Origin of the sequence: Collinsella sp. An307 (assembly GCF_002161805.1) — a bacterium.
Classification (GTDB): Bacteria; Actinomycetota; Coriobacteriia; order Coriobacteriales; family Coriobacteriaceae; genus Coprousia.
This window is the reverse complement of record NZ_NFIP01000002.1, coordinates 241,423-257,817: the sequence shown is the minus strand read 5'-3', so window position 1 is coordinate 257,817 and position 16,395 is coordinate 241,423. Positions and strand designations below refer to the sequence as shown.

Here is a 16,395-nt window from a genome sequence, read left to right as displayed (position 1 = left end):
ACATTTTGTCCAGGCGGGCAGTTGGGGCGGGGCAACTTTCCGAGGTTATTTATGCCGGTTGAGCTGGAAGAACACGGGCGTTACGGACACACATTTTGTCCTATAAGCCCCGAGCGAGCAGATGAAGCAGGAAGGAGCTCTCAGGGTCGCAGTCTAAGCCGATTGCGTCCCGGATTGTGTCCCAGTCCCCGTTGTGTCCAGATTGTGTCCCGCGAAGGAGGAGAGATGAGGCTTCAAAAGAAAACAGGCCAGAGGACGTATCCCCTGACCTGCGGTCTTGTTGGTAGCCCGTACCAGATTCGAACTGGTGATCTCCGCCTTGAGAGGGCGGCGTCCTAAACCGCTAGACGAACGGGCCGTGCGCACCGGCAGTGCCTTAGTGCGAGAAAGAATATACGGGAACCGGGCGCCGGGCGCAAGTACCTTTTTGGATACGCGCGATTTTATGGTCATCTCGTGGAGCGCCCTAATGGATCAGGGGAATCGTTCGCGTGGCGACGCGCTTAAGCAGAGCGGGCGAATGGGAAACGACGACAAGACCCATCGAGCGTTCCTGGGCGATTGCCATGACCTCGTGCCAAATCTGCGCTTGGGTAAGGGCGTCGAGCATGGCGGTCATCTCGTCGCAGATGAGATACCGGGGCTGCGCGAGCAGCGCGCGCACGATGGCAAGACGCATGAGCTCGCCGCCGGAGAGCTCATGCGGCAGGCGGTCGAGCCACGCGTCGCGCACGCCCAAGCGCTCGAGAAGACCCGACGCCTCGATTGCGCTGCGGGCGTCCTCCGCACCTGCAGCACCCTCAGCAAGAGAGCGCGCAAGTGTTAAGCGCGGGTCGAAGGCTTGCTCGGGGTGCTGCCAGATGAGCTGCACGGGCCGAGGACCGCGCCATGACCGGTAGGGGCGCCCACCGGCACGGGACGCCTCGGTGCCGTCCACCTCGATACGGCCCTCGTTCAAAGGAAGGTAGCCCGCTATCAGGCGGCAGAGCGTTGTCTTTCCGCTTCCCGAGGGCGCGGTAAGAACGACCCGCTCACCCGGATCCACGGTAAGATTCACGCCCCTGAGCAGGGGTGCACAGCCGGGGTAGGAGAACCCGGCGTTCTCAACGATAAGGCTCATGGCCTTCCCTCCCCTTCTGCGGGAACAGACGCGCCGTCGCCCACAAACGGCTCCCCTTCTGCGGGCGTGAAGTCGCGGTCGGGCAGCGCGTGCCAGAGCGCGCGCGTGAACGGGTGCGTAAGGAGTTCAGGCGAGGCAAAGCTCGCGCACGGGGTCTCCTCGGCGACGGTGCCCTCGTGAAAGACCGCCACGCGGTCCGCCACGCGCAGGGCGAGCTCGATGTCGTGGGTGATGAGCATGACGCCTCCCCCGCCGTCGGCAAAGGCGCGCAGATCGTCGAGGGCGTGCACCGCAAGATCCAGGTCGAGGCCGGGCGTGGGCTCGTCGGCGATGATGAGCCAGGGCTCGTCAACAAGGGCGGAGATGAGCAGTACGCGCCGCGCCATGCCGCCCGAGAGCTCGTGGGGGTAGAGGCGCTCGACCGCCACATCGAGTCCGTAGGCGCCCATGAGCTCACGCATACGCGCGCGACGGTGCTCGGCTACCGCGCGACCACCGGCACCGCGCCCCGTGGGCCCCACAATCTGGTCGCCTACGCGCATGAGCGGGTCGAGATTCGCCACGCTTTGCGGAACGAGCGCTATGCCGCGGCCGCGGAGCTCGGCGAGACGGGCGGCGTCCATGGCCTCGCCGTCAAACCAGATGTTGCCCTCCACAAGCGCGTTTGGTTCGAACTGCCCCATGATCGCGTTTGCGAGCACGCTTTTGCCCGAGCCGCTCGCGCCCACCACGGCGAGCACCTCGCCCGCATGCACCGACACGGTGAGGTCCCGAAGTACCGGCAACAGCACGCGGCCCGCCCGGAAGAAGGGCGCCTGCGCGTCATACATCTCGAAGCTGACCGACAGGTGCTCGACGGTGAGCAGATGATGCCCGCCGCCATGGTGCGACGTGGCAGCGTGGGCATGGTGATGGTGGAACTCGGCATCATGGTGGCGTGCATCGGCAATCGAGCTCATCGCTGCACCTCCTCGGGCGTCACGAGCGAGCGGAGGGCAGACCCGATACGGTCAAACAAAAGCACGGCCGCCAAAAGGGCAAGGCCGGGGAAGACAGCAAGCCACCAGGCGCCCGCTGTGAGGTAGCCCATGGCCTCGGAGAGAATGACGCCGATGGCGGGCTGCTCCGGCGACAGGCCAAATCCGAGAAACGTGATGGACGCCTCGTGCAGGATGGCGTGCGGGAAGAGCAGAACGAGCCCCACCAGGTACTGCGGAAGCACGTGGGGGACGATGTGGACGAGCGCGATGCGCACGCGCGAGACGCCGAGCGCCTCGGAGGCCGCAAGATAGGGCGCCGAGCGCAGCTGCAAGATCTCTGCGCGCAGCACACGCGCAAGGCTTGGCCAATGCGTGAGGGCGATACCCGCGAGAACGCCCGTTGCCCCGCGGCCGAGCGCGTAGCTCACGAGTACGAGCAACACGATGTGCGGGATGCCCATGACAAGGTCGATGAGCCACGACACCGCCGCGTCCGCCGCGCGACCGCCGAGGGCGGCGATGAGCGCGAGGGCAAGCGCAATGAGCGACGATGCGACCGCAGCCACGAGACCGACCCCGAGCGAGGTGGAGAGGCCGGCGAGCGTGCGGGCGAGCATGTCGCGCCCCATCCAGTCGGTACCGAACGGGTGCACAAGCGACGGGGCGAGGTTTGCCTGCGAGAAATCGGCCGTGACCGCGCGTGTGCCGAGCACGACGCCCGCGATCGCCACGGCAAGCAGCGCGAGCGCCGCGACGACGATCCAGGCAAGAAGCGCCCGTCTGCCGCCTGCGCGCCCGAGAGGCACGGGGCGGTGCAGAACTGCGGCTGCAGGCGTGTGTGAGCTATGCGCCGACATGGGCCACCCCCTTGCGCATCCGGGGGTCAATCACGCCGTAGAGAAGGTTTGCCACGAGGTTTCCCGCAAAGACAATCGTTGCGGTCGCAAGTGCGATGCCCACCAGAAGCGGCGCGTCGCCGCCGAGGCCCGCCGTGACCGCAGCCTGGCCAAGACCGGGATAGGAGAACACCTGCTCCACAAGGACCGAGCCGCCGATGATCTCGCTCACCTGGGCGCACTCGAGCGTGAGCGCGGGCAGCACGAGGTTTCGCAAGCCGTGGCGCAAAACGACGGAGAGCTCGGACTCGCCGCGCAGGCGCGCGAAGCGCACGTAGTCGCTTGCCATGACCTCGCAGGTCTTCTCACGCGTGTGGAGCGCCACGTTGGCGACGCCGGTGAGCGAGAGCGTGAGCGCGGGCAGCACCGCATGGTGAAGGCGCTCCGCCAAAGACACCTCGGCCCCCGCACCGATGGGCGTGGCGAAGCCGACGGGGAACCACCCCAGATACACCGCAAAGAGCATGAGGGCGAGCATGGCGAGCCAGAAGGTGGGCGTGGCGGAAAGCAGGTAGCACCAGCCGCAAATCGCCCGGTCGAGGCGCGAGCCGCGGCGCGCGCCCGCCACAACGCCGAGCACGAACCCGATTACGCCCGAGAGCAGCCACGCCACCGCGAGCAGAAGCGCAGACGAAGCGAGGCGCTCGCCCACCACCGAGACAACCGGTGCGTTGAAGCGAAGGCTCTCGCCAAAGTCGCCGCGGAGCGCGTCGGCAAGCCAGGCGCCGTAGCGCTCGAGAAGGCCCTCGCCCGCACCCCAGCGCTCGGCAAGCGCGGCGCGACGCTCGGGGCTCATGGTTAGGTAGGCCGTCTGCCCCACGTTTGCCTGCACGGGGTCGATGGGCGAGGCGGCCACAAGCGCAAAGGTCACAAAGCTCACGGCGAGCATGAGGAGCACAAAGCGGACAAGCGTGCGCACGGGCCAGGGGATGCGGCGCCAGGCGCGTACGAGCGCGCCTGCGGCACCGGATACTGCCGCGCTAGGTGCTGCTGCATACTTTGGCCCCGTCCCCAAATGGCTCACTTGGCCCAGCTCCAACGGTCCACGTTGTTCACGAGCGACCAGCCGTGCCCGTGCGGGTGCGGCTTCTGGTCGGCCACGTCGAGGCCGCTCCGCTTGAAATACAGATGGTCGACGTTGGCAATCCACGCCCACGTTGCCGCGCCCTCGGGCGCAAAGCCGTCCTCGCCGTCCCATGCGGCGAGCTGCCAGTGGCCGTAAGAGTCCTCGACCACAGGCTCTGCGAGCGCATCGTCCAGATGCCCGTCGATTGCCGCGCTCTCGTAGCCGGCGTAGTTGCCCCAGCCGGTCGAGTAGTTGAGTGCGTACACCTCGATGGGCGAGTTGGATCCCCAGCCCCACATGATGGGCGACTCGTACTGATGGCTGTAGACCTCGTCCCAGCTGCCGCCGTGTGGGGTGACCTCGATACCCACCTCGGCGAGCTGGTTGACGAGCTCGTAGGTGAGCGCCTGGCGCACCGAGTCGTCAGACGAGTACCAGATATCGAGCGCCGCGCGCACGCCCCCCTTGGCGCGCACGCCGTCCTCCCCCATCGTCCAGCCGGCGGCATCGAGCAGCGCACGGGCGCGCTCGGGGTCGTAGGCAACCTCCATGTCCGGGCTCGACCAGGGCATGCTGTCGCTCACGCTAAAGGCCGGCTTGCCATAGCCCGCAAGCACGTGATCGATCATGGCGTCGCGGTCGATGGCGCAGTTGATGGCGCGTCGCACAGCGACGTCGCAGGTGACGTCGTTGCCCTGGGGGTAGGCCATGTCGCCGTCGACCACCTTCGTGCCGCCCGCAGGCAACACCGGCAGCGAGATGCCACGCGAGTCCACGGTCGCATAACTCACGAGCTCATAGCCCTCAAACGCCTGGTGCGCGTGCGTGGCAAAGGTGTAGGCAATGTCCACCTCGCCCGCCTGGACCGCCGCGAGCGCCGCGTCCTCGTCCATAAAGACCACGACCACGCGCTCCATACGCGGAGCCTCGCCATAGTAGCGCGGATTGGCAACGAACACCGCCTGCTGCCCGCGGTCCCAGCGCTCGAGCAGATAGCGCCCCGAGCCCACCGGCGCCTCGCCATAGCCCTCGCCGTAAGCATGCTCCGGCACGATGCCGAGCACCGCGAGCGTGTAGAGAAGGGCGTTGTAGGGCTTGTTGAGATGGAGCTCGACGGTGTAGTCGCCCGTCGCCACCGCCTCGTCAACCATGGAGAGGTCCGCCTCAAAGGCAGTAGATGCAATGGCGCCATTGACCGTGAAGGCAACGTCGGCCGCCGTCAAGGGCTCGCCATCCGAAAAGACAACGTCGTCGCGGATGTCGAAGGTCCAGACGAGGCCGTCCGGCGAACACGCGTAGTCGGTCGCAAGGTCGCAGACAAAGTTGAGGCCCGCGTCGGTGGTGATGAGGGTCGACTGGATGAGCGGCTCGTGCACGTGCTCACCGCACCCCCACGAGACGAGGGGGTCAAAGCCAGCCGCCGGTTCGCTCTCGGTGTTCATGGCAACGATGACCTGTGAGGTGTCTGGTGCGACGGTTGCCGAGGAGCCGGTCGAACTCTCCCCCTCTCCCGAGGCGCAACCTGCGGTCGTCACGGCGGCCGCCAAAGCAGCCGCACCACCGAGCGCAAGCGCACCACGACGCGTGATGGGAGTGCCGCCGCGTGCAAACGCAGCTCGAGCGAGCGTGTCTGGCATGATGCCCCTTTCCGGCGGGGCCCCGTGCACGCCCCCAGCTATCTGATAGAGAGTGTTACGAATTCCAAATTCGTGTTACCGCAAGGCATCATACCACACTGCGGCCTCCCGGGCGTACGGTTCCCACGTCAAGCCCCTCCGCCGCAAGCGCTCCCGACGGAGCTCGCTCCCGACGAGCGTTAGTCGAGCAGGTAGGCCAGCAGCTCGTCACGCTTGTTGGACACCGCGCCCGCCATAGCGGCGTCGAGCGCGCGGCCGAGGAGCTCGCCCACCCGGGGCCCCGGCTGCACGCCGCGCTCGATAAGGTCGCGTCCCTTGAGGTTAAGCGTTGCGGTGCTGTACGCCTCACCGTTGGCGATAAGCTCGCGCACCATCTCGCGCATGCGCTCGATCTCGGCGATATAGGCAAAGCAACTCGGCGCCTTGCCAAGAGCATCCGCCCGTTTGAGGGTGAGAAGTTCGTTCATAAGGCGCGGCACGTCGAGCCCGCCGCCCGAGAACCGCTGCATCATGCGGAGCAGGTCCTCGCGCTCCGCGCGCAGGGGCAGGTCGTGATAACGGATAAGAAGCGTCACCTCGCGGATGAGCTCGGTGGGTCGCGCCAGACGGCGCATGATGTCGCGCGCCATGTCCGCACCGCGCTCCGGGTGCCCAAAGAAGTGCCCCGCCCCGCGTTTATCCCGGGTGAAGGTGCCAGGCTTTCCCACATCGTGCAGAAGCGCCGCCCACATAAGCGCCGGCGCTCGGTCGGCCTCCCCCGCCGCGGCGAGCACGTGAGCCGTGTGCCCGTAGACGTCGTAGATGTGATAGCGGCTGTGCTGGTCGAACCCGCGGCAGGGCGCGAGTTCGGGTATGGCCGCACACATGATCTCGGGATAGCGCTCAAGCGCCTCGCCGCCGCGCCCCGTGGCGAGTATACCGTCGAGCTCGGTGCCCACACGCTCGCGCGCAACCTGGTCAAGAAGCGGTGCGCACGCAGCGAGGGCGACGGCTGTCGCGGGGTCCATGGCAAAGGCAAGGCGGCTCGCAAAGCGCACCGCACGCAGCATCCGGAGCGCATCCTCCTCAAACCGCCGCCTGGGCTCCCCTACCGCACGGATGATCCGGCGACGAATGTCACCTCGGCCGTCGTAGAGGTCAAGCAGGCCGCGGTCGGGATGCCATGCCATGGCGTTTACCGTAAAGTCGCGCCGGGCAAGGTCCTCCTCGACCCGCTCGGCACGCCGGATGCTCTCGGGATGGCGCCCGTCGGTATAAAAGCCGTCGTAGCGGTAGCTCGTCACCTCAACGCGCTCACCATCTACCACCGCGGTGATGCCGCCAAAGCGCGTGCCCGATTCCACTACGGCGATGCGCGCCACCTCGAGGGCGCGCTTACTTTCCTGCCAGGAGCCGGAGCAGCAGATGTCGATGTCATGGCTCGGCGCGCCCATAAGGGCGTCGCGCACCCAGCCGCCCACAAACCACGCCTCAAGGCCTCCCGCCTCAAGCGCGCGCAACACCGCAAGCGCCGGGGCCGAGGGTCGTGCCGAGAGCAGGGTATCACCTGCGAGCGAGCTGTCGAGCGTCTGCACCATTCCACCGCCTTTCTGTGGCCTTCAGTATACAGAAGCAGGGCGCCTCACCGAAGTGAGACGCCCTGTGCGCGTCAGAAGCGTATCGGTAAAGCTACGCGGGAAAGCTTGGTGCCTTCAGTCTACTCGCGCGGAAGCTTGCGGACCGCGATGTGCTTGCTGTACTCGTCCACATGGCCAAAGTCGCCAAGGCCGGCGCTCTCGCAGACGTTCGCGCCGGTGGCGAGGGCCAGCTTCAGCGCCTCCTCGACGTTGTCGCGATCGTCGTACCACTTGTGGAGGAACGCAGCGAGCGTGCAGTCGCCGGCGCAGACGGAGGACACGAGCTTGATGTTGAACTCGCGCTTGGCGTACCAGATGTCCTCACCGTTGGAGAAGTAGGCGCTGCCGCGGCTGCCCATGGTGAGCAGGACGTTCTGCACACCAGACTCGTGAGCGAGCTTAAGGGCGCGGCGGGCATCGTCATCGGTGTCGATCTGAACGCCCCAAATGGCGCGCATCTCGTGATGGTTGGGCTTGATAAGCAGCGGCTTGGTGGAAGCAAGCGTCTTGAGCTTGTCGCTCGAGAGGTCGAGCACCACGTCGGCGCCCTTGGCCTTGGCGTGTGCGACGACCTTGTCGAGGAAGTCGGCAGAGGCGCGCGGAGGCACCGAGCCAGAGATCACGAGGCACTCCATCTCGGAGGCGCCGTCGATGATGTTGAAGAGCTCCTGCTCGTACTGCGGGGTGAGCGGAGCGCCCGGGTTCAGGATGCCGTACTCGTTCTCGCCGTCGTTGATGTAGGCGCAGATGCGGGTGATGCCGTCGATCCAAACCGGCTGGCAGAACACGCCCATGTTCATGGTCTCCTCGACAATGAACTTGCCGGTGAAGCCACCGAAGAAGCCGAGGGCACAGGAGTCCTGGCCAAACTTCTTGAGAGCGAACGAGACGTCGAGGCCCTTACCGTTGGGGGTATAGCTCGCGCCGCCCGTGCGAACATTCTCGTTCGGGATAAGCGGAGTGGACTGAACGGTCATATCGACCGCGGGGTTCGCCGTAAGCGTATAGAACATGTGCCCTTCCTTTCTTCGGGAAAACTGCATGGCGCACAGGCACCATGCAGCATGCGACCGGAATGATTATACGCGTCCGCCGCGCATGTGACAGCCACTTCCGCGGCGGACTTACATTCCGTTAATCGAATCGCCTAGCGAGCGGCCTCCTCAAGGGCAGCCTTGACCTCGTCGGCGGTCTTGAGCTGCATGACCTTTGCCTCAAGAGCGTCGGCGTCAGACTTGGTCCACTGGCTGATGGCCTTGCGGGTCTTGAGCACGCTCGGCGCGGAAACGGAGAACTCCTCCATACCCCAGCTGATAAGCAGCGGCGTGAGCAGAGGATCTGCCGCGGCCTCGCCGCACATACCAACCATGATGCCGGCCTTGACGCCATTGACGATGATGTTCTTGATGGCGCGCAGGACCGCCGGGTAGTACCAGCTGTAGAGGTAGGAGACCTTGTCGTTGCCGCGGTCGGATGCCATGGTGTAACCGGTAAGGTCGTTGGTGCCGATTGAGAAGAACGCGGCCTCCTCGGCAAGGATGTCGGCGATGTTGGCGGCAGCAGCCGTCTCCATCATGATGCCGACCTCGATGTTCTCGTTGTACTTGTAGCCCTCGGTCGCGAGCTCGGTCTTGCACTCCTCAACGAGCGCCTTAACCTGACGGAGCTCCTCAACGCAGGTAACGAGCGGGACCATGATCTTGATGTCACCAAAGGCGCTGGCGCGCAGCAGGGCGCGGAGCTGGACCTTGTACTCGTCGGCGTTGTCGAGGCAGTAGCGCACGGCGCGGTAGCCCATGAAGGGGTTGTCTTCCTTCTGGAGCTTGAGGTACGGAATCTCCTTGTCGCCGCCCACGTCAAGCGTACGAATGATGACCGGCGCGCCCTTAAGGGTGACAGCCACCTTGCGGTAGGCCTCAAACTGCTCGTCCTCGGAGGGGAGCTCCTTGGCGTCCATGAACAGGAACTCAGAGCGGAACAGGCCGATGGCCTCGGCGTCGTGGTCGACAGCGCCCTTGGCGTCCTCGGGGTTGCCGATGTTGCAGGCGAGCACCTTCTTGTCGCCGTCGGCCGTGACCGTGGGCTTGCCGCGGAAGGCCTCAAGCGCGTGCTTCTCCTCGGCGAAGGCGTCAGCGCGCTTCTGGTAATCCTCGAGCATCTGCTCATCGGGGTCGTTGATCACGTGGCCGTTGATGCCGTCGACGATGACGGTGGTGCCGTTAAGGAGCGCACCGCAGGCGTTGGGGACCGAAAGGACCGCGGGAATCTCGAGCGCGCGGGCGATGATGGCGGAGTGCGAGGTGCGGCCGCCGACCTCGGTGACCACGCCAGCGACGTTCTCCTTGTCGATGGTGGCCGTCATGGACGGGGTGAGGTCGTGCACGACCACGATCGAGCCGGCAGGCAGGACGGACAGGTCAACAACGTCCTTGCCGAGGAGCTCGGCGAGAATGCCGGTGCGGATGTCGGCGATGTCGGCCGCGCGCAGGCGGAACATCTCGTCATCCATGGCGAGGAACATGTTCTCGAACATGGTGCTCGTGTCCACGAGCGCCTTCTCGGCGCAAGCGCCACCGTCGATAGCGGTGTTGATGCCGTCGACCAGGCCCGGGTCCTGGGCGAGCATGATGTGGCCGCTCATGATCTCGGCCTCGTTCTCGCCCACGGTGACCTTCATGCGCTCGGCCTGGGCCTCGGTCTTCTGGCAGAAGACCTCGAGCGCCTGCTGGTAACGCGCCTTCTCGGCGGCGGCGTCCTCAACCTCGTGCGGCTCAAAGCTCAGGTCGGGCTCAACAGCCAGAACAACCTTGCCGATACCGATGCCCTCGGAGGCGTTGACGCCCTCAAACATGCTGTACATCTTGGTTCTCTCCTTTAAACCAAACAGGCGCCCACGCGCATGCGCGGACGCCCGAACCAACACCTGGTTTAACGCAGCGAAGCCACGCTCTAAAACTACTCGCCGAGACCGCTCTTGATGAGCTCGACAGCAGCGGTGAGAGCGTCGGCCTCGTCAGCGCCGTCGCAGCGGATCTCAACCTCGGTGCCGCAGGGGATGCCAGCAGCCATAAGGGCCATGGGGCTCTTGCCGTTGACCTCCTTCTCGGGGGTGACAACGGTCACGTCGCAGGCGAACTTGCCCATGGTGGAGGCGAAGAGGCCGGCGGGACGCATGTGAAGACCCTGCGGGTTAACGAGCGTAACCTTCTCAGAAACCATGTTTGACTCCTTTTGACCATGCCAGCCGCGCGCCGCGCGACAGGACACGTTACAACGACGGGTCTAGTTTACCCCATACATCCGATTTTGTTGCGAGAAATGCTACTTGCGCGTCCGTTTGCCGGTGAGCGGTAGCCGCAAGGCTCAACGAGACACCCGTCGCGCTCGACTTGACGCGCCGCGTTCTAGCCCCATGCGCCGCGCTCCCCCGCTGCAAACGAGCAGCGCCCACCGGTTGCGGCGGGCGCTCAAATACAATGGTGCGCCCTGGGGGATTCGAACCCACGACCTTGAGATTAGAAGTCTCCTGCTCTATCCAACTGAGCTAAGGGCGCTTAGCTCAACCGATTATAGATGAAGCAGGATTGCGAAACTCCTGTAAACGTAAACCACACGCCGCGCAGCTTTCGCACTCCAGAACTCAATGCTAATCTTTATTCATCCCACTACCGCTCCTTAACTTGATTCCAAGCGACCGATCAGAAGGCCGATGTTCGAGGTGAGAACACGAATCGCCGAACGTGTCTCTTGATTGATTCTGCCCTCCTCGTGACACGCCCTTGCATACCCGTTCGCAAATCGCGCACAAGCACCTTCCTTCTTCGGGTTGCATTGGACAGCATCAGAAAATAACCGCTCGATAAATCGACGCTTACTGCCCGGCATTTTCTGATTCTCGATGATCTCCGTCCGGTGGGGGAGCACCCAGTCATCTAGGCCGTTTTCAATGTGAAGGAACAGGAACAACTCGAAGCTCGGATACGTCACATATGTCGCAACGTCTTCTTTAGAGAAGTCATCTAATAGAGCGACATAAGCATCAGGCGAATTCTTATAGATGTCAGCATCGAAGATGGCGACTATCTCATCGCCCTCCTCATAGCTCACCTCGCCGCACACGCGTTCCTCAGCTTCAGCATCTCCTCTTGCGGCATTACGAATATCTTGCGCAAACGCAAGAAGCCTCTTTGGATTTGACGCCCCCTTATCCTTGCCCTCGCGCTTGGTGGGTATGACAGCAAGATATTTTGGCAGCTTCCTGCGGTTAAGAAGATTGATCAGCGCATCAAAGTAATCGAACTCAGAGTTTTCACCCTCGAAAAGCAGGAAGATTCTTCGCTTGGGCTCTACGGGAACGCCGCTCTCTGTCTCACGTCCCCACGTATCAAGGCAGTTAAGCGGAGGCATTCTCAACCTCCTCGCCACTCTGAATCTCGGAAAGGTTTTCCAACGACGAAAGAACAGGGACTCCTCCATACCTCCCGTCCCAATACGCCTTGGCAACTTTCTTATCTCCGCGCTCTCTAAACTGATCGAGCGGGTATAGACGTGACCCACCTTCGACGCTGCGGTCGATGAACCATATCTCATCATTTCTAAGAACTCTATGGTCCATAAGGGAATCCTCATGGGTAGTAAAAATCAGCTGGACCTTATCATCTGCATGGACAGCATTCACAAGCTCGATCAGATGCTTAGTGAGCATGGGATGTAGGCTGCGGTCAATTTCATCAACAAAGAACACGGCATCCTGATCCCCTGCGAACAGCAGATCAAGAAAATCAAAAAGACGCTTTGTACCCTCGGATTCCTCACCGAAATCGAAATCGTAAAACGAGCCGGCATGCTTGGTGCAGATCTTAGAGACGTCAGGATCGGTATTCTTGCGATACTCAATCACCACAAAAGACGCACCAGTTCTGATAATCATTCCCGCCGCCTCAACTTTGCGCCCCGCAATGTCGTTAAGACGTTCCTTCACCTCATCTACAACCTTCTGGGGAACAAGCTCGTTGAGCTTCGAAGCATCGACAGGGATCCTAGCAACCTTATCGATGCCAGTGTCGAACCCGGCCATTATTGAGGAGATGTTATCGAGTTTTTCCCTACTCAAATACGAGATATCAAACGGAACAACATCACCCGCCCCGATGATACGCACGCGGGAACAAAGATAGTTATATGCAATATGAAACTGATGGAAAGCCGAATCTGTTGCAAAGCGCTTGCCTCTATTGAGCTCTGCCAAAAACAAGCCCTCCGTTGATGGGGCGAAGTCAGAGGCATAAAGCTCGAAGCGGCTCCTATCAACATCATTCACCGCCACATCGGATCCAAGCTGGGGCGCTGCCGTTCCTTCCCGGCTGTATAGGCTCGTTGTTTTCCAAGAACTGCCAGAGCCGAGCTCCAACGCATACAGCCATTCTGAGACAACGTTTCGCTCCGCCAGACGCGCGGTAAATCCATAGTCGAAGAACTTGCCATCAACTTCAAACAGCAGGTCAAAGGAGCTTTCAGATGCAGCCCCGTCCGATTTCAATTTACAGAACGACGAAGTAACGTTTAGAGGCAACTTCCCATTAACGAGCGTAAATTGAATGAGCGACAGGGCAGCATGCAAGTTCGATTTACCGGCTGCATTAGCACCATAGATGGCGGCATTCTTCAGGACCTTCATACGACCAAAACGCGACACATGCCCTGGCAGAGCTTTAATCTTGGAAGAAGAGACCAGATCGAGCGTGACGGCATCCTTAAATGAACGAAAAGACTTTAGAGAGAACTTCAACAACATGATCACAGCACCCCTTTCTTTTCGAGCGCCTCTTCAGGATAGCATATTTGACGATTATTTCGTCGTATCTATCAGTCCTTGGTAATGGGTAATTCCATAAGAAATCGTCGCCTAATATCGCATCTTGCCCGAGATAATCCCCATACAAGCGTATCTCTTCACAATTAATTAATCCGTTTTTTTCGAGCATGAACAGCCCTAGATGTAGCACTCCGTTCTGCTACACCTTGCTCCCCAAATTGAGGTACTGAAGCCACTCGAGGTCATCGACGGTCTTTGAGCGGTCCTCTGCCGTAAGGTCGTACCAGAGCCCATCTGCCCCGCGATAGCCAACCGAGTTGATGGCAGGAACCTCGGCGCGTGCCGCGAGCAACGCTTTCTGGTACTTCGTCATAGGAGCGCCGATGATCTCCATCAGCTTGGCGCCGAGCGTGCTCGTGCTTAGGTCGTCATGCGCAGAGATCTGATCGTTGCCCGCAAGATCGTAGTTTGCCCAGATGAAGTATTGCGTGGTATAGATGCGCTCCGCATGGGTTACCTCGTCCTCGCCGGGATACATAGCATCGTTGAAATTGGAACTGATGCCCGGCTGGTGGTCACCGAAGAACACAACCACTACAGGACGGTCGAGGATGCGCAACCCCTCGATGAAGTCCGCAAGCGCCCAGTCGGACTGCTCGATGCAGGCAAGATACTCGTTCATCTGCGCATCAAGAGAATCATCGCCAGCGGGAAAATCAAACCACGGCAGATTCTGAGCGACATTGCCCACCGTGTAACCGCCGTGGTTCTGCATAGTGAGATCGAAGATGAACTGCGGAGAATCGTCCTCGCGGAGGAGCTCCAGGACCTTATCGTAGGTCGCCGCGTCGGTCACGCCGGCATGGTACGTCTCAGCGCCCTCGAACCCGCTAATGTCGATGAACTCGTCGAAGCCAAGTTCCGCGTACGCCTTGTCGCGGCTCCAGTTGCTGGCGAGGTTGGGATGGATAGCTGTCGTTTTGTACCCGAGCTCTGAGAACTGTTTGGGTAGGCTGCTCACACCAGAGAGGTTGAAGGTGCTGTAGGGGTAAAACGCGACGCCAAGATGCGCCATACTGTTACCCGTGAGGAACTCGAACTCGGAGTTTGCCGTACCGCCGCCGTGAACCGAGACGGAAAGGCTCCCCGTGAGGGCGGCATCCGCAATCGTGTTCATATACGTGGGCCCTTGGTAACCAACCCCCAGCCCATCCATAAAGGAGAGGTCAGAGAACGACTCGTTCATGATGGCAATAACCGTCGGCTTCACTTCGGCAAACTGGTCAGTCGCACTGGCGGTGATATTCGGATCGGCTACGGAATCGTACGTCGCCGCGTATGTGGACTCCAACTGCTCCGCTTCCCCTTGCGTGTAGCCGTCGGGCGCCTCTACGCGCATCTGCTGCGCTAGGGTAAGAAACGACGGCATGAAGCTCTGGGTCTTGTACGCAGGGAGCGGCTGCCAGGCGGCTTTGTCGGTTGCAAACGTATCGGCAAGGTCAACCGTGTTGAAGCAGGCAAGGGCGGCTCCTCCAACCGCAAGGGCGCACGCCGTGTTTATTGCAACGAAGATACCGATCTTCTTTTTGTCCTCCCCTATGCTGGGCACCATGAACTCAAGCAAGAAGAGGATTACAGCACAAGCGACCAGCAGCCAAAGCGCCTCTTTCGTTAGCGTAAGATCATAGCCCGAGTTCACCGCGGCAGCCGTTCCAAAGGCGTAGATGTCACTCGGCAAGATAGGCGAGCTTTTAAAGAGGACCACGAAGTTTTGGGCGACGCCGACCAGCGTGAAAACGACCACACCGAGGGATACGGCAATTCCCGTCCGCTGGCCGAGAAAATACAGGAAGAGATAAATTGCAAACAGGGAGACGATAGCGATAAGGGCGAAGATGATCTGGAGCGAGAAAAGCGTCTCGTTCCACAAAATGTCGAGAACGAAGAACGAGTAAACACTGGCAACGACAAGAAGCAGCGCGTCGCGCGCCTCCGCTAGAAGAACGCCCGAAACACCGGAAGACCGCTTAATCAGCACATCGCGAAACACCGAGAGCGCGCCCAGCAGCGTAAAGACACCGGTCATCCCAAAAAGGAAAATCTGATCGCATGCCATCTTGTCGAGTCCATACCAGATACCGGTAAACCCCAGGAGAGCAACAAAGGGGATGATGCCGCTGAAGGCGACAAGCCGCTCGCGCAGCGCCTCGTCCTTCTTGACGAGAGTCCTGCCCCAGCAGGAAGCCGCGATGAGAACTATGCCCAGCAACGGAATAATCGAATACAGCTGTTGTGCGTCCAAGCGTTCCCCCAAATAGAAATGTAATGAGCATGTAAAGGATAGCAGGCTCAGAGAATTATGGCGGTGACCATCACCAAAACCTAAAGCGCTAGACTTCTACTATTGAATGTCGTTTCGCCGGGGGGATTCATAACACTATGAGCCTTATCTCCGTTGTTGTTCCCTGCTATAACGAGCAGGAGAGCCTGCCGTTCTTCCTTTCCGCGCTTACCGATGTCGCCTGCGCCTTGCAAGCCGAGCACGACGCTCATATCGAAACCATTCTGGTGGACGACGGCTCTCGCGACGAAACGCTCGCCCTGATGAAAAGCGCCTCCGCACCCCAAACCGCCGAAGTATACGCACCTCTGACAATCCGCTGGATCACGTTCTCGCGGAACTTCGGTAAAGAGGCGGGCATCCTCGCAGGGCTCGAACACGCGCGCGGCGATTACGTCGCCGTCATGGATGCCGACATGCAAGACTCGCCAAGTCTTCTCCCCCAGATGTATAACATCCCGCTCACCGAGGATTATGACAACGTCGCTGCACGACGCGTCAACCGCGATGGAGAGCCACCCATCCGCTCGTTTTTTCGCCCGGATGTTCTATAAGCTCATCAGGCATATCTCCAAGGCAGATATCGCCGACGGCGCGCGTGATTTCCGCCTCATGAAACGCCCTATGGTGGATGCCATTCTCTCCATGCGAGAGTACAACCGCTTCTCCAAAGGCATCTTCGGCTGGGTGGGCTTCAAGACCAAGTGGCTCCCCTACGTCAACGTCGAACGCGTTGCCGGTGAGACCAAGTGGAGCTTCTTCTCGCTTATGCTCTATTCCATCGACGGTATCGTCGATTTCCCCACCGTTCCGCTGTCCATCGCCTCTGTTGAGTACTGCACCTAGTTAGTACCGGCGCTCTACAAGAGCGGTACCGCCGTTCCGCATATGCGGTACCGGCCGGCGAACCCGATAACCTTTCAG

At 61.4% G+C, this 16,395-nt stretch carries 14 protein-coding genes and 2 tRNA genes; 2 read left to right on the top strand and 14 right to left on the bottom strand.

What is annotated here, in order from left to right; all coding sequences use genetic code 11:
* Positions 1-281: 281 nt before the first annotated feature.
* The 14 genes from B5F89_RS03090 to B5F89_RS03025 form a co-directional block, all read right to left on the bottom strand.
* Positions 282-358: transfer RNA gene (locus tag B5F89_RS03090), tRNA-Glu, on the bottom strand.
* A 108-nt stretch (positions 359-466) separates the two neighbouring features.
* Positions 467-1,120, bottom strand: coding sequence for an ATP-binding cassette domain-containing protein (locus tag B5F89_RS03085; RefSeq protein WP_087430341.1), 654 nt, complete (start codon positions 1,118-1,120; stop codon positions 467-469).
* Positions 1,117-2,079 (bottom strand): ATP-binding cassette domain-containing protein, encoded by a 963-nt coding sequence (locus B5F89_RS03080; RefSeq protein WP_087430340.1) that lies wholly within the window; start codon positions 2,077-2,079, stop codon positions 1,117-1,119. The genes B5F89_RS03085 and B5F89_RS03080 overlap by 4 nt, the downstream gene beginning before the upstream one ends.
* Complete coding sequence (locus B5F89_RS03075; protein ID WP_087430339.1) at positions 2,076-2,957, bottom strand: ABC transporter permease; 882 nt, start codon at positions 2,955-2,957, stop codon at positions 2,076-2,078. The genes B5F89_RS03080 and B5F89_RS03075 overlap by 4 nt, the downstream gene beginning before the upstream one ends.
* Complete coding sequence (locus B5F89_RS03070) at positions 2,944-4,020, bottom strand: ABC transporter permease (RefSeq protein WP_239286647.1); 1,077 nt, start codon at positions 4,018-4,020, stop codon at positions 2,944-2,946. Before B5F89_RS03070 ends, B5F89_RS03075 begins: the two co-directional genes overlap by 14 nt.
* Complete coding sequence (locus B5F89_RS03065; protein WP_087430338.1) at positions 4,017-5,699, bottom strand: ABC transporter substrate-binding protein; 1,683 nt, start codon at positions 5,697-5,699, stop codon at positions 4,017-4,019. The genes B5F89_RS03070 and B5F89_RS03065 overlap by 4 nt, the downstream gene beginning before the upstream one ends.
* A 179-nt stretch (positions 5,700-5,878) precedes the next feature.
* The gene (locus B5F89_RS03060) at positions 5,879-7,276 is read right to left on the bottom strand and encodes an HD domain-containing protein (RefSeq protein ID WP_087430337.1); all 1,398 of its coding nucleotides are present in this window, start codon (positions 7,274-7,276) and stop codon (positions 5,879-5,881) included.
* A 119-nt stretch (positions 7,277-7,395) separates the two neighbouring features.
* Complete coding sequence (locus tag B5F89_RS03055) at positions 7,396-8,328, bottom strand: 1-phosphofructokinase family hexose kinase (protein WP_087430336.1); 933 nt, start codon at positions 8,326-8,328, stop codon at positions 7,396-7,398.
* Positions 8,329-8,462: 134 nt separating this feature from the next.
* Positions 8,463-10,166, bottom strand: coding sequence for a phosphoenolpyruvate--protein phosphotransferase (gene ptsP / locus B5F89_RS03050; RefSeq protein ID WP_087430349.1), 1,704 nt, complete (start codon positions 10,164-10,166; stop codon positions 8,463-8,465).
* A 104-nt stretch (positions 10,167-10,270) separates the two neighbouring features.
* The gene (locus B5F89_RS03045; RefSeq protein WP_087205351.1) at positions 10,271-10,534 is read right to left on the bottom strand and encodes an HPr family phosphocarrier protein; all 264 of its coding nucleotides are present in this window, start codon (positions 10,532-10,534) and stop codon (positions 10,271-10,273) included.
* Between the two features lie 258 nt (positions 10,535-10,792).
* Positions 10,793-10,869: transfer RNA gene (locus B5F89_RS03040), tRNA-Arg, on the bottom strand.
* Positions 10,870-10,990: 121 nt separating this feature from the next.
* Complete coding sequence (locus B5F89_RS03035) at positions 10,991-11,722, bottom strand: RloB family protein (RefSeq protein WP_158098410.1); 732 nt, start codon at positions 11,720-11,722, stop codon at positions 10,991-10,993.
* Positions 11,709-13,109: an ATP-binding protein gene (locus tag B5F89_RS03030; protein WP_239286652.1), complete on the bottom strand. Its 1,401-nt coding sequence runs from the start codon at positions 13,107-13,109 to the stop codon at positions 11,709-11,711. Before B5F89_RS03030 ends, B5F89_RS03035 begins: the two co-directional genes overlap by 14 nt.
* A gap of 220 nt (positions 13,110-13,329) precedes the next feature.
* Positions 13,330-15,432: an LTA synthase family protein gene (locus B5F89_RS03025; RefSeq protein WP_143758326.1), complete on the bottom strand. Its 2,103-nt coding sequence runs from the start codon at positions 15,430-15,432 to the stop codon at positions 13,330-13,332.
* 137 nt (positions 15,433-15,569) lie between these two features.
* Here B5F89_RS03025 and B5F89_RS10195 point away from each other — a divergent pair, with 137 nt between their 5' ends.
* Both B5F89_RS10195 and B5F89_RS10190 read left to right on the top strand, forming a co-directional pair.
* Complete coding sequence (locus B5F89_RS10195; RefSeq protein ID WP_239286646.1) at positions 15,570-16,025, top strand: glycosyltransferase; 456 nt, start codon at positions 15,570-15,572, stop codon at positions 16,023-16,025.
* Positions 15,979-16,317: a hypothetical protein gene (locus B5F89_RS10190; RefSeq protein WP_239286653.1), complete on the top strand. Its 339-nt coding sequence runs from the start codon at positions 15,979-15,981 to the stop codon at positions 16,315-16,317. Before B5F89_RS10195 ends, B5F89_RS10190 begins: the two co-directional genes overlap by 47 nt.
* The last annotated feature ends 78 nt before the right edge of the window (positions 16,318-16,395 follow it).